Source organism: Neobacillus pocheonensis (assembly GCF_050477905.1).
GTDB lineage: Bacteria > Bacillota > Bacilli > Bacillales > Cytobacillaceae > Neobacillus > Neobacillus pocheonensis_A.
In genome coordinates this window covers 42,268-65,753 of record NZ_JBCNAD010000046.1, presented here as the reverse complement: position 1 = coordinate 65,753, position 23,486 = coordinate 42,268, and the positions used below count along the sequence as shown (strand labels likewise).

Below are 23,486 nucleotides of genomic sequence, written 5' to 3'. Positions count from 1 at the left end.
TTCGAATTTGTCGACAGTCTGCAGCGAAGCAATGCTTTCGCTGTTTTATCTTTTTACATATATAAGCTTTTCCTTTTTCTCAAAAACACGTCCAATAATCGATGCATGGACCAACCCGTTAGAGTGCAATCCATCTAAATAATGTTGAGCTTCTGCTTCGCTTAGGGATACTAGAAGACCACCCGAGGTAATGGCGTCACATAAAACGAGCTGCTCTTCAGGAAGAATATCATCATAGACAACGTCATCATTTAACCATTTATGATTCGATTTTGAGCCGCCAGGTACCACACCCGTCTTTGCAAGTTCAGTTGCTCCTTCTAATATAGGAACTTGGTTGAATGAAATTTCAAAGCTAACTTCACTGCCGCGAGCCATTTCACTGCTATGACCCAGTAAGCCAAACCCAGTGACATCGGTAACAGCGTGTGGATGATAGTCAGTTAAAACTTGAGCAGCCATTTTATTTAGCATGGCCATGGTCTCGGTTACAGCTTGTTCTTGTTCAGGGGTTACGACACTTCTTTTAATCCCAGTTGTAAGGATTCCAACCCCGATTGGTTTTGTCAATACTAGCACATCCCCCGGCTTAGCACCGACATTCTTCCATACTTTATCAGGATGAACAATTCCAGTTACGGATAAACCGAATTTTGGTTCCTGATCATCAATTGAATGCCCTCCTACGGTTAGGGCACCTGCTTCCTTCACTTTATCGGCCGCACCACGAAGAATTTCCGCCAGCATATTAGCACCAAGTTTTTTGATGGGGTAGCCGACAATGTTTAGTACGGTTTTCGGTTCTCCGCCCATTGCATAGACATCACTAAGTGAGTTTGCTGCTGCTATTTGACCAAACATATAAGGGTCATCAACAATCGGTGTAAAGTAATCGACTGTTTGAATTAAGGCGATTGAATCCGTTAATTTGTATACCCCAGCATCATCACTAGTTTCATGTCCTACCAGCAACTCAGGGACAGGTTCTTGTTTTGGTAATTGACGCAAAACTTGCGCCAGGTCCTCAGGACCGATTTTACAACCTCAACCAGCTTTAGTTGATAAAGAGGTTAGGCGAATTTTTTCTTGTTCACTCAACATGTCCACCTCCATTACATTAGTATAACTCTTTGTTTATAAAACTGCACTTATAGGTGCAAAACATTTGCGGAAGAATAAGGCATAGGATAAACTATTTCTACTGTCGAAATAGGGAAAAGCTTTAAAAGGGGGTACCATAATGAAAAACTATCAAATTATCGTAGAATTTTGCATGCAATGAAACTACGCTCCAAAAGCCGCGAGTTTCGCGGAAGAACTATTTAATCATTTTTTTCGAGACATTAAAAAATTAGAATTAATCCCTAGTTCCGGTGGCGCTTTCGAAGTGACAGTTAATGGGGAGAAGATCTATTCAAAACTAGATACTGGCGTTTTTCCAGATACCGAAGAAATGATTGAAATTATAGCAGCAAAATAAATAAAAACCCTCATACCGGTATCGGATATGAGGGTTTTACGTTAGCAGTAATTTATTTATGTAAACTGCTGCGTAAAAAAATACCTTTTTAAGGCAAAGTAATAAAGCGGTTTTTTCCAAGACCTTTCTCAGTCTTGGAAATAAATATCTCTAATACACCATTATTAAAGGCAGCGCTTACTTTATGATCAATAATGGAAAAGGGGAAATCGATGGTACGAATTTTCTGCTGAGAACCTCCGAGTGTAGATCTAGTATGTTTTTGTGCCGCGATAATAAGCCTTTGCTCTTCCATTTTTACTGAAATCTCCGAACAAACATATTCATTCAAGACTGCTTCCACAATCCAGTTGTCTTCTGTTTCATAGAGGTCAATTCGAAATTGGGTGTAATCACATAAGGATGTTAGTGGATCAAGAAAGTAGTTTTTCATCCACTTTTCCACCAGATCAAAATCAATTGGATGATTTTGAGGTGTGTTCTTTCTTTTCATAATTTACCTATCCCCCTTGCTCGTTTCATATTATTCAACAGCCAAAAAAACGTGAAAATGTTATAATAAAATAAATATTTCACCCAAGCATTTAAATCATTTTTACGAAGGGGTTTTTATTGTGAAGGATTGGCTTCGTTCGATTCCAGCTGTTCATGAATTGCAAAACCATGGGCGGTTTTTAGCTCTCCTTGAAGAGAGTCATCTAGGTTTTGCTCAACTAACGAAACAGGTTAAAATCGTGGTGGATGAAATCCGATCTACTATTCTTAATGGACAGTGGCAAAAATCAATACCTGGATCGGTAAGCTTTATCGATGATTTATTTGACCTGCTTGAAAAGAAATTACATAAGGATTTTTCTTATACCCTAGAAAATGTTATAAATGCTACAGGGACCATTTTGCATACAAATCTTGGCAGATCAAGATTAAGCGAGGGGGCCATTCAACATGTGATTGAGACGGCTCGGAATTACTCGAATCTTGAATATAAATTGATTGAAGGAGAGCGAGGCTCTCGTCATAGCCATGTTGAAGCAATACTTAAAGATATTACAGGTGCTGAAGCAGCTATGGTTGTAAACAATAATGCAGCTGCCGTATATCTTGTTTTAAGGGCCCTTGCTGAAGATAAAGAAGTGATCGTTTCACGGGGACAGTTAGTTGAAATTGGCGGGTCATTCCGGATTTCTTCTATTATGGAAGAAAGCGGAGCAGCACTAGTTGAGGTGGGGACGACTAACAAAACTCATCTATACGACTATGAAAGAGCCGTAACCCCAGAAACAGCCATAATCATGAAGGTACATACTAGCAATTTTAAAGTCGTCGGTTTTACGAAATCTGTAGAAACAGAGGAGCTAGTGGATTTAACCAAAGGTCTGGAAAATGTGGTTTTTTATGAAGACCTTGGCAGCGGAGCACTTTTCGACTTTCGAAAGCATGGCATTGGCGAAGAACCAGTTGTAAAAGAGGTAATCGAAATGGGAACAGATGTGGTTACCTTCAGCGGTGACAAACTGTTAGGAGGCCCACAGGCAGGGATTATAGTTGGAAAAAAAGAAATCATCGATCAGTTAAAAAAACACCAGTTAGCAAGAGTGGTTCGAGTCGATAAGATGACACTCGCTGCGCTTGAAGGGACATTAATCGAATATGCCCGTGGTGAAAAAGCGATTAAGAATATACCTACGATTCGTGATTTATTGGTTTCGCTTACTGAATTAGACGCAAGATGTAATATATTCGTTACAAACTTGTTACAAAGGACAAATCAATTTCAAGCAAAAATTTTTCAAGATACAAGTCAGGTGGGTGGGGGAACCATGCCGGATGTTTCCCTCCCAACAATGGTGATAGCTTTAAAGCATAATTTGTTGACTGCAGAGCAGCTTGGACGAAAATTACGAACTGAAACAAAGCCTTCCATCATTGGAAGAATTCAAAAGGAAGATTTTATTATTGATTTAAGAACAGTAACACTAGAAGAGGAGACCTATTTACTCGATGCATTAGTTAATCTTTAAACAACACCCCCTCATGATGTAATGAGGGGGTTGTTCTGTTTACATTTCATGGTGTGAATTATGTTTGGCACGTGTATGATTTCGATTCTTCACTTTATGAGAACCGCTCATAGGTTCCGGCTGTCCGGATTGTTTTGGTGCATTCTTACGCATATCTTTTCCATCATTTTTGTTAGCCATTTTTCATCCCTCCTATATGTTAGGATGCAATCTAAATGTCTTTTTATGCTGAATAATATTGAGTTTCCCTGAGCAATTTAACGATATAAGATTTAAAGGAGTGAAAATGAAAACATGACGGACAAATTCCCTTACCATAAAGATAAGCAGCAGGCATTTCAAGCTGCTCAGCAAGGATATGAGAATGCTCAAGGTCTATATGATACAATTGTCAGTGATAGTGCAAGCTATGGTCACCAGCTAAAGCACTTAAAGGACGAAGTAAATGAAGCCTACCAGCAAATTGAAAATGCACTGGAAGTGGCATCAGAACATCAAAAAGCTCAATTACAGCGTTTTCAGCAAGACTTACAGACCATGGTATCTGAAGTAAACCAAACGGAATAGACAAAAGCAGGCGGGAAGACCGCCTGCTTTTATTGATTTTTCTTACGCTTTTTATTGTTCATTCGTTCTATTGCCGTTAACTCTGGTTCACTGGCCAATTCTTCATTAAAACCGGCACCTTTTCCTTGTCCTTTGGCAGCATTCATCCCTGGAATGACATGATTAGACTTTCGTTTTACCACTCCAATCACCTCCTACTAATGTTACTATTTCCTTTCAAGTTAAAAAAATGACAAAGAAAAAGTTTTTTGAGATAATAATAAAGAAAATAGCTATTTTCCCATTATGAAAATTAACTACCGCTTCATCAACATTTTCGAAATATTCAGAACAAAATACATAAAAAACATAAGGAAAACTTATCAACCGCAATAACTTTCTTGTTATTTACTTATGTAAAAGGTTGTATTAAGATTAGAATTGTGAGAAAAGTGAAGCAGGATGGGAAAATTCAAACTTTTCAACTTTTCGTTAAAATTGTTTTTTTATGACGAATGAGGGGGTTTTTTACACATGGTGAAAAATGATGTATTTAACGCACGTTCTTCTTTCGAAGCTAACGGCAAAACTTATCACTATTACCGTTTAAATGCATTGGAAGAAGCAGGCATTGGGAAAGTTTCCAAATTGCCATATTCCGTGAAAGTATTACTTGAATCAGTATTGCGCCAATATGATGGCCGTGTTATCGCGAAAGAGCATGTTGAAAACTTAGCAAAATGGGGAACAAATGAGCTTAAAGAAGTGGACGTTCCCTTCAAACCAGCTCGTGTAATCCTTCAAGACTTTACTGGAGTACCAGCAGTTGTTGACCTTGCTTCCTTAAGAAAAGCAATGGCAGATCTTGGCGGCGATCCAGATAAAATCAACCCAGAAAAAACAGTTGACCTTGTCATTGACCACTCAGTGCAGGTTGATGCCTACGGTTCTGCTGATTCTTTAAGAATCAACATGGATTATGAATTTGAACGTAATGCCGAGCGGTATCAGTTCTTAAGTTGGGCACAAAAATCCTTCAACAACTATCGTGCTGTTCCACCAGCAACAGGTATCGTTCACCAAGTAAACTTGGAATTCTTAGCAGATGTTGTTCACGTAGCTGAAACTGCTGATGGCGAACTAGAAGCATATCCTGATACTTTAGTCGGAACTGACTCTCATACAACTATGATCAACGGTATCGGTGTCCTTGGATGGGGCGTTGGCGGTATCGAAGCAGAAGCTGGAATGCTTGGTCAACCTTCATACTTCCCAGTACCTGAAGTAGTTGGGGTTAAATTAACAGGCGAACTTCCAAACGGAGCAACTGCAACTGACCTTGCGCTTAAAGTAACTCAAGTACTTCGCAGCCACGGTGTAGTTGGTAAATTCGTAGAATTCTTCGGTCCTGGAGTTTCTGTACTTCCATTAGCTGACCGTGCGACTATCGCCAACATGGCTCCTGAATATGGTGCAACTTGTGGATTCTTCCCAATTGACAGCGAATCTCTTGACTATATGCGCTTAACAGGCCGTGATGAAGAGGGTATTAATGTTGTTGAACAATATTGCAAAGCAAACGGCTTATTCTTCAATCCTTCTGAAGAGCCAGTTTATACAGATGTAATCGAAATCGACCTTTCTGTAATCGAAGCAAATCTTTCTGGTCCTAAGCGTCCACAGGATTTAATTCCACTTTCAAAAATGAAGGAAGAGTTCGTCAAGGCTGTAGCTGCTCCACAAGGAAACCAAGGTTTCGGCTTACAAGCTGATGAACTTGAAAAATCAGCTGCTGTTAAATTCAACAACGGTGACGAAACTGAAATTAAAACAGGTGCAGTAGCCATTGCATCTATCACTAGCTGTACAAACACATCTAACCCATATGTTCTAGTGGGTGCTGGACTTGTTGCGAAAAAAGCAGTTGAACTTGGAATGGAAGTTCCAAAGTTTGTTAAAACTTCTTTAGCACCAGGGTCTAAGGTTGTAACTGGATACCTTCGTGATTCTGGATTGCTTCCTTATTTAGAGCAAATCGGCTTCAACCTTGTTGGTTACGGCTGTACTACATGTATCGGTAACTCCGGTCCATTAAAAGAAGAAATCGAAAAAACAATCGCAGAAAACGATCTTCTAGTTACATCTGTACTTTCAGGTAACCGTAACTTCGAAGGACGTATTCACCCGCTTGTAAAAGCAAACTATCTTGCTTCACCACCGCTTGTTGTAACTTATGCTCTTGCTGGTACAGTGAACATTGATTTTGCTTCTGAACCTATCGGTAAAGATAAAGATGGCAACGATGTATTCTTCAAAGATGTTTGGCCAACTACTGCGGAAGTCAATGATGTTGTTAAGAAGACAGTTACACCAGAATTATTCCGTAGAGAGTATGAGAACGTATTCGGTGATAACGAGCGTTGGAACGAAATCAAAACAAGCAATGAGCCTTTATACACTTGGGATGAGGATTCTACTTACATTGCAAATCCTCCATTCTTTGAAGGCTTATCACCAGAACCAGGTACAGTTGAACCATTATCTGGACTACGTGTAGTTGGTAAGTTTGGTGACTCAGTTACAACTGACCATATTTCTCCTGCAGGAGCTATCGGTAAAAATACTCCAGCTGGTAAATATCTATTAGAAAAAGGCGTTCAGCCTCGTGACTTTAACTCTTACGGTTCTCGCCGTGGTAACCACGAAGTTATGATGCGCGGAACATTTGCAAACATTCGTATCCGTAACCAAATCGCACCAGGCACAGAAGGCGGCTTCACAACTTACTGGCCAACAGGCGAAGTTACATCTATTTACGATGCTTGCATGAAGTACAAAGAAGACGGCACTGGCTTAATGGTTCTTGCCGGCAAAGATTACGGTATGGGATCTTCACGTGACTGGGCTGCAAAAGGTACAAACCTTTTAGGCATCAAAACAGTACTTGCTGAAAGCTTCGAACGTATTCACCGTTCAAACCTAGTGTTAATGGGCGTTCTTCCTCTTCAATTTAAAGATGGCGACAGCGCTGAAACACTTGGTTTAACTGGTAAAGAAACATTTGAAGTTCAAGTAGATGAAAACGTAAAACCACGTGATCTTCTAAAAGTAACAGCAACTGACGAAGCAGGTAACAAGAAAGAATTCGACGTTCTTGTACGCTTTGACTCAGAAGTAGAAATTGATTACTACCGTCACGGCGGCATTCTTCAAATGGTTCTTCGTGAGAAATTACAAGCATAATCTTAATGTCAAAAACACCATGCGAACTTCTTGCATGGTGTTTTTTTCGAAAGGAAATTTTTGATGAATTTAGATGAAATTGCAGCAAGATACGTCTATAAAGCTGAAGATCTTGTCCCGATTAATGATGGATTCCAAAATACTGTTTATCAGTTAGGAAATCATCATGTTTTAAGAATGGGGGAGGGGAATAGGAGAAATATCAATGAACTTGAAAATGAAATGAAGTTCATCCTATTTTTAGATAATATGCAGATTCCTGTATCTAAACCGATACCGTCTAACAATGGACAGTTGATAGAAAAAGTGGAGAATATACATATAGTCGCTTTTGAAAAAGCAAATGGGGCTGCAATAGAAGTTACGGATCCTAATGTATGGAACACTGATTTATTCCACCAATGGGGAAAACTAATCGGGAAGATGCACAAAGTTTCAAATCTTATAGACCTTGACAGACCGAGATGGACGGAGGAGGATCCTGACATCCTTAAACTGCTTCCTAAAATTTCATCACATCCTATAAGACAACGATACATAGAACAATTAGAGGAGCTTAAAAGTTTTAAACAAGACTTGAATCTATTTGGTCTTATTCATAACGATTTCCATCAAGGAAATTTCTTTGTAAAGGACGGAAGAATTACCTTTTTTGATTTTGATGATTGTGCCTATCATTGGTTTGCCTATGATTTAGCCGTTTCCTTTTATCATGCCTACTGGCAGGCCTCATCATTTACCCCTGAACAAACTGATTTTAGTAAGATTTTTTGGTGTCATTTCCTAAAAGGTTATCGCGAAGAGCACGATATAAACAGAGAAATGATCGAGCAAATTCCTATTTTCCTAAAAATCAGAGAGATTTTTTTATATGTTTTGTTTTTAGAAAAGTGGGATTTGCAGAATCTTAAGGATTGGCAGACATTTACTCTTGAAGATTTAAAGCATAAAATCGGGAATAATTTACCCTATTCAAATGTCGATTTTAATGAATTGATTGACAATATTAGTTAATATTAAATAAAATATAACTATCAAACGAAAAGGAATGAATTTGGGCCGATGAAGTTATAATCTTATTTTTCAGAACATGATTCGAATAAACGAAAAATGTTGAACCTGAAGAATAGGATGAGTGTGTCCTTTTTTATGTCCTGATCGCATACCCATAAAAGGCCTTATTAGGCTTATTTGTCGACCGATCATACATAAAACTCTCTTCAGGTTCATTTGAAGGGAGTTTTTTTATGAATAAAAATCATGGTACCTTATTAAAAGTAAACGGTTTAGATATAAGCTTTAACTTACGAAAAATTTTGGACAATATCCAATTTGAAATTAAAAATGGGGATCGAATTGGTCTTGTTGGTTATAATGGCACTGGAAAAACAACGTTAGCCAATATTTTAACGGGAAAAATTCCGCCTGATAAAGGCAGCATGGAAGCCTCCAGCGATTTAAGAATCGGTTATTTAACCCAGTCGATTGATTATCAAATGAGTGATTTTCACCAGTCACTAACGCTTCATACGGAAAATGAAGTATTGCAGCATGCCAGCGAATTAGGTCTTAAAAAAGCCTATGATTGGGAGGAAGATCGATTATCCAACTTAAGTGGAGGAGAAAAGCTTAAACTAGCCTTGTCCATGGTTTGGGCTTCAAAGCCAGGTTTTTTAATCCTCGATGAACCAACAAATCATCTGGATTTTAAAGGAATAGATTGGCTAATTTCAGAATTGGAGAAATTTAAAGGAGCGGTTCTAATTATCTCTCACGATCGGCATTTTTTGGATAAGACGGTTTCGAGAATATTTGAGATAGAAAACAAAAAAATCCATTTTTTCAATGGTAACTATAGTGAGTATCAAAAGCTGAAACAAAAGCAATTAGAGGATCAACAACATCAATATACCGTGCAGCAAAAGAAAAAAGAAGAAATCGAAATGCAAATTGATCAGCTAAAGTCGTGGTCGGACAAAGCTCATCGTAGTTCCTCAAAGCAAAGCAGAGATTATGGCTTTAAGGAATATCACCGGGTAAAAGCAAAAAAGCGTGACGCACAAGTAAAATCAAAAATGAAACGGCTGCAGAATGAATTGGAAAAAAATAAGATAGAAAAGCCTTTAGATGAAGCAAAGGTAAGATTTCAGTTTGAGAATCAGGGAAAAAGAGGCAAGCGGATTATTGAGGCAAAAAATCTCGCAAAATCATTCGGTGATCGAGGTCTATTTAAAAGCTCTCAGTTTTACATTAATCAAGGTGAGCGAATTGGATTATTAGGGGAGAATGGCTGCGGAAAAACCACCTTGATAAAGATGTTTCTTGGGCTTGTTCCTCATTATGAGGGTGAACTATGGCTAAGTGATTCGCTAAAAATAGCGTATTTAAGCCAAGATGTCGATGACTTACTTGTTGAAAAATCGGCTCTTGAGACACTTGGATTTACAGATCGAGATCACATCCTTCAAGCTCGGACCTTGTTTGCTAATCTCGGCTTGAAAGAGCAGCATATCACGGCGCCTATTAGCACTTTAAGTCTTGGTGAAAGAACCAGAGTAAAATTGGTCGATATGTTGATGAAGGACTATGATGTCCTTATTCTTGATGAACCCACCAATCATCTTGATTTACCAAGTCGTGAGCAGTTAGAAAAAACACTAAATGAGTTTACCGGGACGATCATTACCGTTTCCCATGACTATTATTTTTTAAATAAGCTTTGTGACCGGATACTTGTGTTCGAAAACCAAACCATTAAACGGATTGAAATGAAGCCTGAGGAATTTTTAAATAAAGATGCAAAAAAGAACAATCACGAAGAGACACTTCTGGTTATTGAAAACAAAATTGCCACTATTTTAGGCGAATTATCAATTATTGATCAAAAAGACCCTAAATATGTGCTTTTAGACCAGGAATTTAACGAGCTTTTAAAGCAAAAAAGAAATTTAATCGGTTAGAATGTGAAAAGAGCAGGGGATTCCTGCTCTTTTTGCACCGCTAAGGAATTTTATCTGCGTAAAAATCAGGTTTATCTGCGGAAATTAGAGTTTTATCTGCTAAAAGATTAAGTTTATCTGCGAAAAACGCTCATTTATCTGCGAAACAACTTATCGCATTAATTTTGCGCCAATAATTGAAGAAGTTTTCTCTCTTTTTCTAATCGCAGACCCGATTTCCATTCATCGGCCGACAACGTTCTAGTTTTTTCCCATGCAAAGATATCAGTAAGACTGTCTTCCAGTGGTCTAAACGTAAGTCCGTTTGCAACGGCCTTATCAATATTGATAGAAAAAGTACCTTTCCAAGGCACTGTTAAATCAGAAGCTAAGGGGTAATTCTCAGGTACATAAAGAGGCAATTCCGTCCAAGGCGCCACCCCTTGATCTACAAGAAATTTTTCATCTGCCCAAACGAGTTCAGCGTCAGAACCCGTTACTTTGATACACGCTTCAAGAAACTCACTCATACTTAATGGGTAATTTGGTCCTGTTGCATTGAAGGTTCCAGCTGTTCCAACCTCCATCATCGACAAAATCCATTTAGATAGATCTTTATTGTCAATGACCTGAACTCGGCGCATAGGACTTCCAGGTGCGAGAACTTTGCCGCCCTTTGAAATTCTATGTACCCAATATGGAATTCGGTCCGTATAGTCATTCGGACCAATCAACTGTCCAGCCCGAATATTTAAAACACGTCCAGGTAAATTTTGCAAGGCAATCCGCTCACATAATGCCTTAAAATGCCCATAATGTTCATAAACCGGACCGTTTAAATCTTTAGTAAGAACATTTGCTTCCTCAAGGGACATTTCTAATACTGGATAGGTCTCATCTAAATTTTCTGGAATCCAGTCTTTATAAACAGAAATACTCGAGATAAAAGTATATTGCTTGACCCGATCCTTCAATAATTTAGTTGTATTTTGAACAGTAAAGGGAATAAAACCACTGGTATCCAATACCGCATCCCAATATCGATTCCCTAATTCCTTTAAATCACCAAATCGATCCCCCTTAATGATCTCAACATCTTTAAAACCATCATTTTGATTGCCTCGATTAAAAATCGTCACGTCATGATTTTTTGCAAGCGCTTCTTCTACAAACGTTCTTCCTAAAAAGCGACTTCCGCCTAAAACGAGAATTTTCATAAAATCCCTCCTTTTTCGATATTCATTTTAGCGAATTTTCAAAAAATATCAACAATGAAATGCACAATTTCTCAAAAGATAAATGTATTGCATCTATTCAATATATTGTTACAATAACTATTGAATGTAAGAAAAATCAGCCATAGATGCAACTTATACATATTGATGAGGAGATGTTCATAAAGTGGAAAGCTCATTTTTACAATCAGTTTATTATGAAAACGGCATATTAAAAATATTAGATCAAACCAAAATTCCTAATGTAACGGAATTCCTTGAAATCACGAAAATAGAAGATGCCTGGGATGCCATTAAACAATTAAAGGTACGCGGGGCTCCGGCAATTGGGATTGCAGCGGCATATGGGTTATTACTTGGAATCCAAAGTGCGCCGGAACATTCATTTGACGACTTTTACAAAGCATTTAAAAAGCAATTAGACTATTTGGCTACTTCACGCCCGACGGCAGTAAACTTGTTTTGGGCATTAAAAAGAATGGACGAGCGGGCTCAAAGAGAGAAGGATCAACCAGTTGCAATCATTAAACAAGGGCTTGAAAATGAAGCCCATCTGATTCGCACTGAAGATGAGGAAGTCTGCCGCACGATTGGCGAGCATGCATTAACCCTTCTACACGATGGAATAGGCATACTGACACACTGTAATGCTGGCGGCATTGCAACAGCACGATATGGTACGGCACTTGCCCCGCTTTATTTAGCCCAAGAAAAAGGCTGGGACATCAAAGTTTTTGCCGATGAAACAAGACCATTATTGCAAGGTGCCCGTTTAACAGCCTGGGAACTGATGCAAGCAGGGATTGATGTCACGTTGATTACAGACAGTATGGCAGCCATGGTAATGCAAAAAGGCTGGGTTCAGGCAGTCATAGTTGGCTGTGATCGGGTTGCGGCTAACGGAGATGTAGCAAACAAAATTGGTACCTACGGTGTTGCACTGCTTGCAAAGGCCCATAATATTCCGTTCTATGTTGCTGCTCCTATTTCAACCATTGACTTAGAAACTAAAACCGGCACAGAAATTCCAATTGAAGAAAGAGATGCTTCCGAAATTACAGAAGGATTCGGAAAAAGAACGGCACCAGAGGGTGTAAAAGTATTTAACCCGGCATTCGATGTGACACCGCATGAATTGGTTACAGCCATCATTACAGAAAAGGGTATACTAAAAGCAAATTATCAAAAAGAGCTTCCTAAACTTTTTAAAGCGTAAGGATGGTAGGCTGGATGGCGTTGAAATCTGAAATTCAATACAAACAACAAATTTGTGATATCGGCAGAAGAATTTATGAAAAAGGTCTTGTTGCAGCAAATGACGGCAACATTTCAATCCGCGTCTCTAACAATGAATTTCTCATCACCCCTACAGGAGTCAGTAAAGGGTTTATGACTCCTGATATGTTATTAAAGGTAGATGCAGATGGCAATGTGATCGATGGCAATAACCGGCCAACTTCAGAAATGAAAATGCACTTGCTTGTTTACCAGGAGCGGCCGGACATTAATGCCGTTGTCCACGTTCATCCGCCCTATGCCACGGCTTTTGCGATTGCTGGCCTTCCATTAAACCAGGCCATTTTGCCGGAATCGGTCGTTTACTTAGGAACCATACCGCTAGCAGAATACGGAACTCCATCTACTCAGGAAATCCCAGATGCTGTTCAAAAATATGTTCATCACCATCAAGGAGTATTACTAGAAAACCACGGAGCCTTGACATGGGGAAGGGATCTGGAACACGCCTATTATTTAATGGAATCAATGGAGTTTACAGCACAAATCAATTGGATTGCCAAACAATTAAATGGCGATAGAGAGCTATCAACTGAACATGTCCAAACTCTGCTTGAAATGAAAAGGAAGATGGGTATAAAGGGTCTTTCACCACTGGGAGCAAATGTTCCCGAAGGACTACATGCAATGAAAATCACACCTTCACTCGAAAAATCCCTAACAGAACACGATTTAAACTTTATTGTTGGTAAGGTTACGAGAAACGTCATAGATGAATTGAAAAAATTACTATAGTAACGGATTCATTTGTCACAGAATCGGCATAACCAACCTTTGTTTCAACAGGGATTATAGTGTAAAATCGTAGGTAGCAAATAATGATTGAATGAAGGAGAGTTCGGGATGATGAAAAAAATCATTGCTGCTGTTGTATTAATTTCCTTATTAACTGTAGCAATTGTACAAGCAATGGAAAAAAAGACAGAACCCGATTCCGCAAGTACAACAACAGCTGCCAAAGAAGGGCTGGCCATAGGGGCAAAAGCACCTGATTTTGAACTAAAGACATTAACTGGTGAAACAGTAAAGCTATCAAGCCTAAAAGGGAAGAAAGTAATGCTTAACTTCTGGGCAACATGGTGTCCGCCATGTAAAGCAGAGATGCCTGAAATGGAGCAATTTTACAAAGAAAAGGGTAAAGATATCGTCATCTTAGCAGTTAATATAGATCCGCAATTAGATGTACAGAAATTTATCGATGAAAATAAGATTACTTTTACCATCCCACTTGATACAGAGGACAAAGTAAATGGTGCCTATCAAGTTTTATCAATCCCAACTACTTACTTTATCGATAGTAATGGGATTATCCAGAATAAATTTACTGGAGCTATGACCCTCGATAGCATGAAGGACTATTCAAGTAAATTAAAGTGAACACCTGGCATTGGTTTAAACCAATGTCTTTTTTTTATAATTTAAAAATAAAAAACATTATAATTTTCAAAAAGTTGTAATAATTGCAACCGTTTCCGGGCATAATAACTGTTACAATAGGACATAAGGAAGGTGATAGTGATGAGAAAACCTAGAAAACGCTCATTCGCAGAACTTGTATCAGAAAATAAATCTCAACTTTTGAAAGACCGTGCTGCGATGGAAAAAATTGAACAGCGCTTAGAAGAAAAACGCCTCGGTAAAGCAGAGTAATCACAATGTTTTCCAATCATGGTTCGTAATCCTTATGGGCAAAATGTAACTAAGGAGGGATTATGACTATGGGTAAAGGCTATCAAACAAAACGGTTTAGACCTGATCATCTTGGGACACAACCTAAAGGGATTAGTGGAAATAAAGGAAATAAAATGAATGATACATCTGGAAAGCATGCTCAAGTAATACAAACAAAAGGTGAATAATTTTATGGATACAAGACCCTAAAGGCTAACGCCAACGGGTCTTTTTTGTTGAAAATAATCACATAATTTTTGACCTCCGTTACAAACTATATCTGTACCCTTTACAATTACAAGGAGGACTTACAAATGGAATATAATAACAAGCCAAACCCAGATGATCGCAGTGATAATGCGGAAAAATTGCAGGCAATGATTCAAAATACACAGGATAATATTCAAAAAGCTGAACAATCGCTTGCTTTTACAGATAGTGAACAGCAACGCCAGCAAATTGAAGCAAAGAATGAGCGCCGACGTGAAAGTGTTGAATCCTTCCGTGCAGAAATTCAGGACGAAACTTGAAAAATTAACAGCAAACCTGTAACAAGGATCTAGTCAATCGACAGGTCCTTTTTTTAGTGCCAATCCTTATGGTATGTTAAGATATAAGAGAAATTTTTTATAAAGAAGTGATGACCATGAATCTCCGAGTAAACAACCAAGAAATAAACGCCCAGGACATCATTCGCTGGGAGAAGGAATTAGACGAAACGGGTTTTATATCGGATGAAAGTAAGTTAATAAATACTTTAGGACAAGTAAGAAATCCGATCACCTTATCAAAGCTTTTAACCATCGCTGCTATTTCGCGTAAGGGTAGAAATTTAGAGGATTCATTGGCCGTTGTTTGGTTGGAAAAAGCATTAGAGTTGAACCCGAATAATCTGAAAGCAAAAGAATATATGCTTCAGTCCGATTGGAAAAAATACAAGGAAATTCTATCTGCCCTTACCTTTCCCCCTATCCGTGAAACGGATAATCGAACGGCTAAAAAGAAAACAGCTGAACAATACATACAAGTGTGTCAAATATTTTTGGAAATTGCAGACCACGCACAAAACGAACTAGCAGAAAAAATGAACCTGTCAAAAACGCTTCCTGATAAAAAACTTTCGAGAAAGTATCAAGAGTTATTCGAATTGATTTCATCTGCGGTTGAGGAAACAGCAAATCTGTTAAAATCTGCCGAGGAATATGATCAATCGATAACAGGTGTTTTTCATACCTCCACCTTTTATGATGATTTAAAATCACATTTAGCTTCTGTGGAAGATATAAAAGGGCAATGGCAAGAGCAATTTCTAGAGGAAGAGTCCTCAGATGAGACCATCACCATAAATGCCTTGGACCAACTTAACACCATGGTGGGCATGGAACAGGTTAAACAGCGGGTTAATGATTTTTACCGATTTATCAAATACCAAAAGTCGCGGAAGGAATTAGGTTTTCAAATTAAAGATGATCTTAGCCTAAATATGATCTTAACTGGTAACCCGGGAACCGGAAAAACAACCCTTGCCCGGCTTCTAGCCAAAATCTATCATGAATTAGGAGTATTGCCTCGTGAGGAAGTGATTGAGACAAATCGGTCACAGCTAGTAGGGGCATTTGTTGGACAAACAGAAGAAAATGTTCGAACTATCGTGGAACGCTCGCTTGGCGGCGTGTTATTTATTGATGAAGCTTACAGTCTTAAGCGTGAGGGCCAGTCTGGAAATGATTATGGTCAAGCTGCTGTAGATACACTTGTTTCTTTAATGACAAGTAAAGAGTTCGGGGGAAAGTTTGCCGTTATTTTAGCAGGGTATCCCGATGAAATGCGTTCCTTTATAAACGCTAATCCCGGTTTACGAAGTCGTTTTCCACAGTCTAATTTTATTCATCTGCCGAATTATTCAAATGAAGAACTAGTCTCGATTGCTGAAGAAATTGCTACTGATAATGATTATTTTCTAACAGATGAAGCGAAAATCGAAATTATCAACCGCCTTGATATGGAGCGCGTTGACGAAACTTTTGGAAATGCCAGAACCGTTAGAAACATCGTGATGGATGCCATTTTTAAAAAGGGATCAGAAAAACAGGTTAATACCGTCGACTTTCTAGATTATATGTTATTAGGCCAGGAAGATTTTCAGATTGAGAAAAAGAAAACGACTAATTCTCCAAATGATCAATTAAACAGCTTAATTGGCCTTAATTCCATAAAAGAGGCAATGAAATCACTGATATCTTTCGTAAAGATGCAGCAATTCAGAAGGAATCAAGGATTTCCAACGTTACCGATTCAGTTACATGCGGTGTTTACAGGAAACCCGGGGACAGGAAAAACAACAGTAGCTAAACTTTATGCTGAGCTGTTAAAAGAATGTAGCATTTTAAAAAGAGGTCATCTGATCGTCGCTAGCCGGGCTGATTTTGTGGCAGGATATGTCGGACAAACAGCCGGAAAAACAAAAAAGAAGATTAAGGAAGCCCTAGGGGGTGTTCTTTTCATTGATGAGGCCTATTCGCTTTTGGGCCATACCACTGGTGATTTTGGAAAAGAGGTCATTGACACCCTTGTCGATGAAATGACCAAGCACAACGAAAATTTGGTTGTCGTACTGGCTGGATATCCAAATGAAATGGAAGATCTCCTTGAGAGTAATCCAGGACTTCGTTCACGATTTAAGAAATTCTTTTTCTTTCCTGATTATTCACCTGAAGAGATGCTCGCGATTATGGAAGCATACGCTGAAAAATTCCAATATCATTTAACCGAAGAAGCAAGACTGTTGTTATTGGAGACGATCAAAGCAGGAAATTTTAAAGGGAATGGCCGTTTTGCAACTAATTTAGTCGATGAAATCATTCAGGCACAAGCCTCTCGATTAATGAGTGGAGAGGAAATAAATCTGCTCGAACAATCATTATATCTTGAAATTACCGATGTAAAAAACGCCTTAATAAAAATGTAAAATTATAGGTTAAGAAAGGAACATTTTTGTGGATAACTATTTTGTTTCACTAAGAGAAATTCAGCTTTACTATGCAGATACCGATATGATGGGTGTCATTTATCATGCCAATTATTTAAAATTTTTTGAACTTGGCAGAACCGGATTTATTGAAGATATAGGCTATAGTTATTTGTCCATGGAGGAGGCCGGTTATTATGCTCCTGTCTACGATATACAAATCACCTATAAGAAGCCGTTACGCTATGGTGATAAAGCTTTTGTTAAGACGTGGGTGGAACTAAATGACGGTATTAAAACCATCTATGGGTACACCATTATCAACGGGGATGAGGAAGTATGTGCAGAAGGGACCTCAACACATATTATTGTAAAAAAAGATAATTTTAGACCAACTTCTTTTAAAAAATCATTTCCGGAATGGTATTTAAAGTACGAGGAAATCAAGAAAAAGGATTAAGGCACCTGAGGTGATGAAATGGCTTTTGGCATAAAAAGGCAAGATGTAAAGGACTGGAAGCGAAAAATTGATAACGGTGAAATTGCATTTTTAACACATTATTGGCTTGATGACCGATTCCCTGAGTGTAAAACTGTCACAAAAGTAGGCTGTCAGGATCTGGATAGATTAGCAACTTGGGGCAGGAAATATGGCTTAAGAAGAGAGTGGATTCATCACCGAAAGGATGGCTATTCTCATTTTGATTTACTGGGAGAGCGGCAAAAGGAGATCCTAACGCAAGAGGGTCTAGTGGAGCATATTTGGAAAATTTAAAAAGGCACAGTTGAGAAATAGCGATTTTTCAACTGTGCCTTTTTATTATCCTTGTTTTTTATATTCAAAAACAGGCTCCTCGTAATCGGAATGATAGTTAATAAATAAATCGTGATCGTCAAAATACCATAAATCTTTTTCTTCAATGTAAAAAGTAATGTCATCCATTGCCGTTTTAGCCCCGATATCGACAGGCTCTTCAGTGGAAACACCAAGTGAAAATCCACTTTGGACCGTGCTGCATCCACCATATCTTACAAAAAACCGGACAAAGTCACCGTTTTTTAAATTTAGTTCCTCTTTATACCATGCTGCTGCAAAATCAGAAATCTGAATATTCATATTTGCTCCTTTCCATTTCCTTTTGATTATATATGAATTTTTTAAATAGGTATAACAATGACTCCTGTTATAAACAAAAGGGTTGTCACAAAGCCATGAACGATGATCGAGGGAAAGATACTTTTCGATTTAACGGTCAATGCTCCTAAAAGAATTCCCAAGCAGGAAAAACCAAAAATTAATAATGGAGAAATTCCATACATGGTTGTATTCACTCCGAATGCTACGCTTGTTACGAAAATAGCAAATTTATTTCCTGTAAAGCTGGATAGGCTCGGGAGGAACATGCCTCGCCACAAAAATTCTTCTAGTACCGAATTAATAATTGAAAGCAATAATATATAGAAAATAGCTTGGCCATGTAATTCGTCTTTATAAACGATAAACAGAATAAGAATCAAACATAAACCGATACATGAGATCACGATTATCTTTAGTTTGATTTTCGGTCTGTTACAAAATATAAAAATCTTATGATTAAATTTTTTGAAAATATATGAAACCATTATGATTGGTATTAGCACCAGTAATTGGCCCGTTATAACCAATAAGATAGAAGATAAATTAAACCCTTCTATTAATGTGTCCATATAACCAAGCAGCAAATACCCAATAAAAAAGGCAATAATACTCCAAGTAAAAATCCGTTCTTGTTCATTTAAGAATGCCAGCAAAATCAATATTATCATAAGAAAAATAAAGAAAACTGAATACAATCCCCTTGTGAATACGTATGTCATGATGATAAATTGTAAACTTAGCAACATTCCTTTTATATCAATTGCCTTCATCCCAATTCTCCATTCTTAATTAAAAGGCCCCGCATTATCGGAGCCATTGAAGCATATATGCTTGAATTTCTTTGTATTTAGCATCTGCATTTTGCAGTCCAAACCCGCCTGCTTTTTCTAATGGTACCACACGGAAATGATGATATTTTTGGCTTGATACATACGTCGGATAAAATACTGGATTCGAAAGCTCAATGGAACTCTTCTTTTCTGAAATATGTTTGAAAATATCGATAGTGGCTAATCCGCCAATATCCTTATAATTTCCGTATTGGGCTGAAATAAAATTGCCTAATGAATATACAACAAAGGTCTTTCTGCCATCTTTTGTTTGAATCCAATCCATTGGCTGAAGTACATGTGGATGTGATCCAAAAATGATATTTACGCCTTGATTTGCGAGAAAATTTGCTAGATCCTCTTGCTCCTTCGTAGGGATTCGTTGATACTCATTTCCCCAGTGAAGGCTCATCACAACCACATCTGCTTCTTTTTTGGCCCGCCCAATTTCTTCCGCCATTTTGTCCCGATTAATCAGGTTAACAAGAAATTCCTTTCCTTTTGGAACAGGGATTCCATTAGTCCCGTATGTATAGGCAAGAAAAGCAATCTTAATTCCATTTTTATTAATAATCCGTAATTTTTGCCGATCCTTTTCATTGATGTAACTCCCAACATGAGGTAAGTTAATACGATCTAAATAGGCCGATTCCGATTGGATTCCTTTTTCTCCTTTATCTAAACTATGATTATTAGCCGTAGATACAATGTCGACTCCAGTATCAACCAAGGCATTTGCAACCTCATGGGGACTGTTAAACCGAGGATAACTGGACAGCCCGAGTTCCGTTCCACCTAATATACTTTCTTGATTGGCAGTTAGGACATCTGGATTTTCTAATAATGTCTTGACATTTTCGAACATTGGGACGAAATTATAGGAAGCACCGGTGAAAGCATCTTGATAAACCGGATTATGGATGAGAATGTCACCAATTGCCCCGATTGTCACTTTTTCTGTCATTTTTCTTTCAACAATCAAGGATGGGCGCAGCCGATGAGTTTTATAAGGATGATATTTTTCCTTTTTGTCAGTGTTTTTCTGCTGAAACAGGAGGTAGACGACTCCGAAAATACATATAAAAATAATGATGAAAGATTGGACAATGACTCTTTTTTTCATATGTTCTCCTAACAGTGGTTAGTTCGTTATTATTACTATATAATATTTAGGATAAAGAATAAAATCATTCTCCAGAAATAAAGAAAGCGGAGATTCCAGTTAATGGCAGCTCCGCTTTTTCAAAGAATTATTCATTTTGGTCCATATATATAAGAAACTCAAGTAATTCATCAAAATCTCTGGTCACCTTTTTTTGTTCGGTGTCGGAAGGTTCAGATGGTGAAAATTCAACAATAAATTCATTCACATCCGTACTATCTGAGACAACAGTAGAAAAAAGATAGTCTTGCTTAATCTTTTGCATCTAAAACACCTCCAAGAGGATGTATGATTGATAACTTTATTTTACCTTAAATAACACGAAATGAATGGAATAATTATGAAAATTCTATGAAAAAAGCTCTAAAGGACGTTTGGACGCCTTTAGAGCCACTTTATTTTCGGTTCGGTTTTGTTGATGATTCGTTTAATATTTGCACGGTGCCTGTATATGACAAACGATACTAATAATATGACTGCAATAAGCAGCGGCATGTCCCATTGGTAGGTTATACCTGAAATTAAAGTAAATAGTATGGCAATAAGACCTGCAATCATCGAAGACAGTGAAACATATTTCGTTATGTACAGACTGATAAAGAAAGCGACCAATACTGTAATAAACATCCATGGAGCACAGAATAATAGAACTCCGCCTGACGTGGCTACTGCTTTTCCACCGCGAAACCCGGCAAAAATAGGGTAAGTGTGCCCAACTACAGCAAAACCACCAGCCAGTAACGGATTTAAGTCAATATGAAAAAGGTGTGGCAATGAAGCGGCTAATGTTCCTTTTAAAATATCAGCAAGAGTCACTACTAAACCTGCTTTCACCCCAAGTGTACGAAAAGTATTCGTTCCACCTAAATTTCCGCTCCCATGTTGACGAATATCCGTTTTATAAAAAGCTTTTCCAATAATTAAACCGGAAGGGATCGAGCCAAGCAAATATGCCAGGATCAAAACTAAAATAATTTGAACCATTCATGATTTCTCCTTCTATAATAGATCCAGTCCTTTTATTTTACCATGTATTTTTGAAAAAACACTATTTTGCATGAAATGGTTTTCGAAAAAAGAAATATTACTTTCTCAGGAATCGTTTTTCCAATCGTAAAAATACTTTCTCAATATCTAAAGATGCCTGACGATTAAAACAAAGGGGAAAACTCATGGCTCGTGTTGACTATCATAAAACAAATATAATATCAAAAAAGCTAATAATCAGCGGTTTAATTGGTGCCTTATTGCTCATCATTACATCGATTTTTCTATTATTCTATCCTTTTGCCTCAACCGAGAAAGAAACCTATTTTCAAGGTCAGTATCCGATCCTTTATCAAGGAAAGCAGCATGGGAATGCCTTTATGTCAGGTAATACCGTGTTTGTTCCACTTTCATTTTTAAAAGATAAAATTGATCCTACTATCCTTTATGATGAAAAATCAACATCCGTTATCATCACTACGAAGGATAAAGTCGTGCAAATGCCGACCGATTCTTTGACCTATTTTGTCAATCAAAAGGAGGTCAAATTGCAACTGTCGCCAATTCTATCAAAGGATGGAGAAATTTTCGTTTCACTGGATTCGATTCTTTCCTTTTTCCCGATTCAATATAAGAAATTGCCGGAAAGTGAAGCTATATGGATTCAAAGGGATAGAGAAAGATACGTGATTGCAAGAATAATAGATCAGGACACGAACAAAGAAAAAATTAGACTTCGTACAAAGCCAACCTTGCAAGCACCATATGTAGCAGAGATGAGCAAAAAAGAAACTGTCAGAATCGAAGCTGAAAAGGAAGACTACTATCTTGTCAGGAAGTCGGACGGGAGAAGCGGTTATATCAAAAAGGACTACATACAAAAGGGGAATACCGAGAAGATCACCATAAACCAGAAAAGTAAGACCTTTCAACTCCCTAAAATAAATGGGCCAATCCAATTAACATGGGAAGCTGTTTACAATAAAAATCCAAATACTGCAAAAATGCCTGAAATGGCGGGTGTTAATGTGGTTTCACCCACTTGGTTCTCTCTTGCTGGAAACGATGGGTCCATTAAAAATCTTGCTTCAAATGATTATAGCAAATGGGCGCATGCAAAAGGTTATCAAGTCTGGGGAGTGTTTTCAAACGCCTTTGACCCTAAGCTAACTCATGAGGCACTGAAAAATTTTGAAACAAGGCAAAATCTGATTCGGCAATTACTGCATTATAGCCAAATGTATCAATTGCAAGGGATAAATTTTGATATCGAAAATGTAAGTCCGGAAGATGGTCCGCTTGTTACTCAATTCATACGTGAAGCAGCCCCCTACTTGCATGAAGCAGGGTTAATCGTTTCCATGGATATCACATTTTCCGCTGGTGAGAATAATAACTGGTCGTCCTTCTACGAAAGAAGAAAACTTGCAGAATTGACCGATTATTTAATCGTAATGGCCTATGATGAGCATACTGGAGAGTCAACTGGTTCAGGTAGTGTCGCAAGTTTACCCTGGGTTGAACGCAATTTGCAAAATCTGCTCAAAGAGGTTTCTAATGAAAAATTGATTCTTGGTGTTCCTTTGTATGCGAGACTTTGGAAGGAACAAACCATGTCCGACGGCACGATTAAAGTAACGGCCACGGCGCTGTCTATGGATAAAGTAAAAGCTTGGCTGTCTGAAAAAGGAATTCAGCCATCGTACAATGAGGAAACTGGTCAAAATTATGCAGAGTATTATGCTGAGACGGAGAAATCTTCCTATAAAATTTGGATTGAAGATGACCAGTCACTAAAAAAGCGGGCTGATTTAGTGATTAAATATAAACTTGCTGGAATTGGAACATGGTCTAGACTTTTTGGAGATCAAACGGCCTGGACAGCCTTGAATTTATATTCAGAAAGGGCCGTGTCGAAAAAATAGGGTTGGTAAAACTAGCGTAGGCCGGTTTTTTATTTCAAAAGTAAG

26 protein-coding genes are annotated in these 23,486 nt (G+C 38.0%); 16 read left to right on the top strand and 10 right to left on the bottom strand.

Features of this window, described 5'->3' with window-relative positions; translation table 11 throughout:
- Positions 1-45 precede the first annotated feature (45 nt).
- Complete coding sequence (gene selD, locus ABES02_RS23950; protein ID WP_430140246.1) at positions 46-1,101, bottom strand: selenide, water dikinase SelD; 1,056 nt, start codon at positions 1,099-1,101, stop codon at positions 46-48.
- A gap of 139 nt (positions 1,102-1,240) precedes the next feature.
- On the opposite strand from selD, the gene ABES02_RS23945 reads away from it, so the two are divergent.
- Positions 1,241-1,480, top strand: coding sequence for an Rdx family protein (locus ABES02_RS23945; RefSeq protein WP_430140244.1), 240 nt, complete (start codon positions 1,241-1,243; stop codon positions 1,478-1,480).
- 88 nt (positions 1,481-1,568) lie between these two features.
- Here ABES02_RS23945 and ABES02_RS23940 read toward each other — a convergent pair whose 3' ends face one another.
- Positions 1,569-1,973 (bottom strand): Hsp20/alpha crystallin family protein, encoded by a 405-nt coding sequence (locus ABES02_RS23940; protein WP_430140242.1) that lies wholly within the window; start codon positions 1,971-1,973, stop codon positions 1,569-1,571.
- A gap of 121 nt (positions 1,974-2,094) precedes the next feature.
- On the opposite strand from ABES02_RS23940, the gene selA reads away from it, so the two are divergent.
- Positions 2,095-3,501 (top strand): L-seryl-tRNA(Sec) selenium transferase, encoded by a 1,407-nt coding sequence (gene selA / locus ABES02_RS23935; protein WP_430140241.1) that lies wholly within the window; start codon positions 2,095-2,097, stop codon positions 3,499-3,501.
- Between the two features lie 39 nt (positions 3,502-3,540).
- Here selA and ABES02_RS23930 read toward each other — a convergent pair whose 3' ends face one another.
- The gene (locus tag ABES02_RS23930) at positions 3,541-3,681 is read right to left on the bottom strand and encodes a small acid-soluble spore protein P (RefSeq protein WP_430140239.1); all 141 of its coding nucleotides are present in this window, start codon (positions 3,679-3,681) and stop codon (positions 3,541-3,543) included.
- A gap of 114 nt (positions 3,682-3,795) precedes the next feature.
- On the opposite strand from ABES02_RS23930, the gene ABES02_RS23925 reads away from it, so the two are divergent.
- Positions 3,796-4,068 (top strand): hypothetical protein, encoded by a 273-nt coding sequence (locus ABES02_RS23925; RefSeq protein ID WP_430140238.1) that lies wholly within the window; start codon positions 3,796-3,798, stop codon positions 4,066-4,068.
- A gap of 29 nt (positions 4,069-4,097) precedes the next feature.
- Here ABES02_RS23925 and sspO read toward each other — a convergent pair whose 3' ends face one another.
- Positions 4,098-4,250, bottom strand: coding sequence for a small acid-soluble spore protein O (gene sspO, locus ABES02_RS23920; RefSeq protein ID WP_430140236.1), 153 nt, complete (start codon positions 4,248-4,250; stop codon positions 4,098-4,100).
- Positions 4,251-4,581: 331 nt separating this feature from the next.
- On the opposite strand from sspO, the gene acnA reads away from it, so the two are divergent.
- From acnA to abc-f, 3 genes are all read left to right on the top strand, one after another.
- Positions 4,582-7,290: an aconitate hydratase AcnA gene (acnA, locus tag ABES02_RS23915; protein WP_430140235.1), complete on the top strand. Its 2,709-nt coding sequence runs from the start codon at positions 4,582-4,584 to the stop codon at positions 7,288-7,290.
- 63 nt (positions 7,291-7,353) lie between these two features.
- Positions 7,354-8,304, top strand: coding sequence for a phosphotransferase enzyme family protein (locus ABES02_RS23910; RefSeq protein ID WP_430140234.1), 951 nt, complete (start codon positions 7,354-7,356; stop codon positions 8,302-8,304).
- Positions 8,305-8,537: 233 nt separating this feature from the next.
- Positions 8,538-10,250, top strand: coding sequence for a ribosomal protection-like ABC-F family protein (gene abc-f / locus ABES02_RS23905; protein WP_430140232.1), 1,713 nt, complete (start codon positions 8,538-8,540; stop codon positions 10,248-10,250).
- A gap of 158 nt (positions 10,251-10,408) precedes the next feature.
- Here abc-f and ABES02_RS23900 read toward each other — a convergent pair whose 3' ends face one another.
- Positions 10,409-11,446 (bottom strand): NAD-dependent epimerase/dehydratase family protein, encoded by a 1,038-nt coding sequence (locus tag ABES02_RS23900; RefSeq protein ID WP_430140231.1) that lies wholly within the window; start codon positions 11,444-11,446, stop codon positions 10,409-10,411.
- Positions 11,447-11,630: 184 nt separating this feature from the next.
- Between ABES02_RS23900 and mtnA the strand changes: the two genes are divergently transcribed.
- The 9 genes from mtnA (at position 11,631) to ABES02_RS23855 (ending at position 18,174) form a co-directional block, all read left to right on the top strand.
- Positions 11,631-12,680, top strand: coding sequence for an S-methyl-5-thioribose-1-phosphate isomerase (gene mtnA / locus ABES02_RS23895; RefSeq protein ID WP_430140229.1), 1,050 nt, complete (start codon positions 11,631-11,633; stop codon positions 12,678-12,680).
- Between the two features lie 14 nt (positions 12,681-12,694).
- The gene (locus ABES02_RS23890) at positions 12,695-13,495 is read left to right on the top strand and encodes a class II aldolase/adducin family protein (protein ID WP_430140227.1); all 801 of its coding nucleotides are present in this window, start codon (positions 12,695-12,697) and stop codon (positions 13,493-13,495) included.
- Positions 13,496-13,603: 108 nt separating this feature from the next.
- On the top strand, positions 13,604-14,137 hold the full coding sequence (locus ABES02_RS23885; protein ID WP_430140225.1) for a redoxin domain-containing protein: 534 nt from the start codon (positions 13,604-13,606) through the stop codon (positions 14,135-14,137).
- Positions 14,138-14,278: 141 nt separating this feature from the next.
- Complete coding sequence (locus ABES02_RS23880; protein ID WP_007087036.1) at positions 14,279-14,410, top strand: FbpB family small basic protein; 132 nt, start codon at positions 14,279-14,281, stop codon at positions 14,408-14,410.
- 68 nt (positions 14,411-14,478) lie between these two features.
- Positions 14,479-14,619, top strand: coding sequence for an acid-soluble spore protein N (locus ABES02_RS23875; RefSeq protein ID WP_430140249.1), 141 nt, complete (start codon positions 14,479-14,481; stop codon positions 14,617-14,619).
- Positions 14,620-14,745: 126 nt separating this feature from the next.
- Positions 14,746-14,961, top strand: coding sequence for a small acid-soluble spore protein Tlp (gene tlp / locus ABES02_RS23870; protein WP_430140224.1), 216 nt, complete (start codon positions 14,746-14,748; stop codon positions 14,959-14,961).
- 116 nt (positions 14,962-15,077) lie between these two features.
- Positions 15,078-17,399, top strand: coding sequence for an AAA family ATPase (locus ABES02_RS23865; RefSeq protein ID WP_430140223.1), 2,322 nt, complete (start codon positions 15,078-15,080; stop codon positions 17,397-17,399).
- Between the two features lie 28 nt (positions 17,400-17,427).
- Entirely contained in the window at positions 17,428-17,859 is a 432-nt protein-coding gene (locus ABES02_RS23860; protein WP_430140221.1) for an acyl-CoA thioesterase, read from the top strand.
- 18 nt (positions 17,860-17,877) lie between these two features.
- The gene (locus ABES02_RS23855; protein ID WP_430140220.1) at positions 17,878-18,174 is read left to right on the top strand and encodes a hypothetical protein; all 297 of its coding nucleotides are present in this window, start codon (positions 17,878-17,880) and stop codon (positions 18,172-18,174) included.
- A 45-nt stretch (positions 18,175-18,219) separates the two neighbouring features.
- Here ABES02_RS23855 and ABES02_RS23850 read toward each other — a convergent pair whose 3' ends face one another.
- The 5 genes from ABES02_RS23850 to plsY form a co-directional block, all read right to left on the bottom strand.
- Positions 18,220-18,516, bottom strand: coding sequence for a HesB/YadR/YfhF family protein (locus tag ABES02_RS23850; protein ID WP_430140218.1), 297 nt, complete (start codon positions 18,514-18,516; stop codon positions 18,220-18,222).
- 41 nt (positions 18,517-18,557) lie between these two features.
- Positions 18,558-19,307: a CPBP family intramembrane glutamic endopeptidase gene (locus tag ABES02_RS23845; RefSeq protein WP_430140217.1), complete on the bottom strand. Its 750-nt coding sequence runs from the start codon at positions 19,305-19,307 to the stop codon at positions 18,558-18,560.
- Positions 19,308-19,341: 34 nt separating this feature from the next.
- On the bottom strand, positions 19,342-20,490 hold the full coding sequence (locus tag ABES02_RS23840) for a CapA family protein (RefSeq protein ID WP_430140216.1): 1,149 nt from the start codon (positions 20,488-20,490) through the stop codon (positions 19,342-19,344).
- 127 nt (positions 20,491-20,617) lie between these two features.
- Positions 20,618-20,794: a hypothetical protein gene (locus ABES02_RS23835; RefSeq protein WP_430140214.1), complete on the bottom strand. Its 177-nt coding sequence runs from the start codon at positions 20,792-20,794 to the stop codon at positions 20,618-20,620.
- 119 nt (positions 20,795-20,913) lie between these two features.
- A complete protein-coding gene (gene plsY, locus ABES02_RS23830) occupies positions 20,914-21,513 on the bottom strand; it encodes a glycerol-3-phosphate 1-O-acyltransferase PlsY (protein ID WP_430140213.1) in 600 nt (199 codons plus the stop codon).
- 188 nt (positions 21,514-21,701) lie between these two features.
- On the opposite strand from plsY, the gene ABES02_RS23825 reads away from it, so the two are divergent.
- Positions 21,702-23,441: a glycosyl hydrolase family 18 protein gene (locus ABES02_RS23825; RefSeq protein WP_430140211.1), complete on the top strand. Its 1,740-nt coding sequence runs from the start codon at positions 21,702-21,704 to the stop codon at positions 23,439-23,441.
- Positions 23,442-23,486: the final 45 nt, after the last annotated feature.

Coding starts and splice junctions, on each gene's coding strand:
- ABES02_RS23875 (WP_430140249.1), top strand. CDS start 14,479: ATGGGTAAAGGCTATCAAACAAAACGGTTTAGACCTGATCATCTTGGG.
- acnA (WP_430140235.1), top strand. CDS start 4,582: ATGGTGAAAAATGATGTATTTAACGCACGTTCTTCTTTCGAAGCTAAC.
- ABES02_RS23835 (WP_430140214.1), bottom strand. CDS start 20,794: ATGCAAAAGATTAAGCAAGACTATCTTTTTTCTACTGTTGTCTCAGAT.
- ABES02_RS23910 (WP_430140234.1), top strand. CDS start 7,354: ATGAATTTAGATGAAATTGCAGCAAGATACGTCTATAAAGCTGAAGAT.
- ABES02_RS23855 (WP_430140220.1), top strand. CDS start 17,878: ATGGCTTTTGGCATAAAAAGGCAAGATGTAAAGGACTGGAAGCGAAAA.
- ABES02_RS23825 (WP_430140211.1), top strand. CDS start 21,702: ATGGCTCGTGTTGACTATCATAAAACAAATATAATATCAAAAAAGCTA.
- ABES02_RS23890 (WP_430140227.1), top strand. CDS start 12,695: ATGGCGTTGAAATCTGAAATTCAATACAAACAACAAATTTGTGATATC.
- ABES02_RS23930 (WP_430140239.1), bottom strand. CDS start 3,681: ATGGCTAACAAAAATGATGGAAAAGATATGCGTAAGAATGCACCAAAA.
- ABES02_RS23865 (WP_430140223.1), top strand. CDS start 15,078: ATGAATCTCCGAGTAAACAACCAAGAAATAAACGCCCAGGACATCATT.
- tlp (WP_430140224.1), top strand. CDS start 14,746: ATGGAATATAATAACAAGCCAAACCCAGATGATCGCAGTGATAATGCG.
- ABES02_RS23840 (WP_430140216.1), bottom strand. CDS start 20,490: ATGAAAAAAAGAGTCATTGTCCAATCTTTCATCATTATTTTTATATGT.
- abc-f (WP_430140232.1), top strand. CDS start 8,538: ATGAATAAAAATCATGGTACCTTATTAAAAGTAAACGGTTTAGATATA.
- ABES02_RS23925 (WP_430140238.1), top strand. CDS start 3,796: ATGACGGACAAATTCCCTTACCATAAAGATAAGCAGCAGGCATTTCAA.
- ABES02_RS23880 (WP_007087036.1), top strand. CDS start 14,279: ATGAGAAAACCTAGAAAACGCTCATTCGCAGAACTTGTATCAGAAAAT.
- ABES02_RS23900 (WP_430140231.1), bottom strand. CDS start 11,446: ATGAAAATTCTCGTTTTAGGCGGAAGTCGCTTTTTAGGAAGAACGTTT.
- ABES02_RS23845 (WP_430140217.1), bottom strand. CDS start 19,307: ATGAAGGCAATTGATATAAAAGGAATGTTGCTAAGTTTACAATTTATC.
- plsY (WP_430140213.1), bottom strand. CDS start 21,513: ATGGTTCAAATTATTTTAGTTTTGATCCTGGCATATTTGCTTGGCTCG.
- ABES02_RS23940 (WP_430140242.1), bottom strand. CDS start 1,973: ATGAAAAGAAAGAACACACCTCAAAATCATCCAATTGATTTTGATCTG.
- ABES02_RS23850 (WP_430140218.1), bottom strand. CDS start 18,516: ATGAATATTCAGATTTCTGATTTTGCAGCAGCATGGTATAAAGAGGAA.
- ABES02_RS23885 (WP_430140225.1), top strand. CDS start 13,604: ATGATGAAAAAAATCATTGCTGCTGTTGTATTAATTTCCTTATTAACT.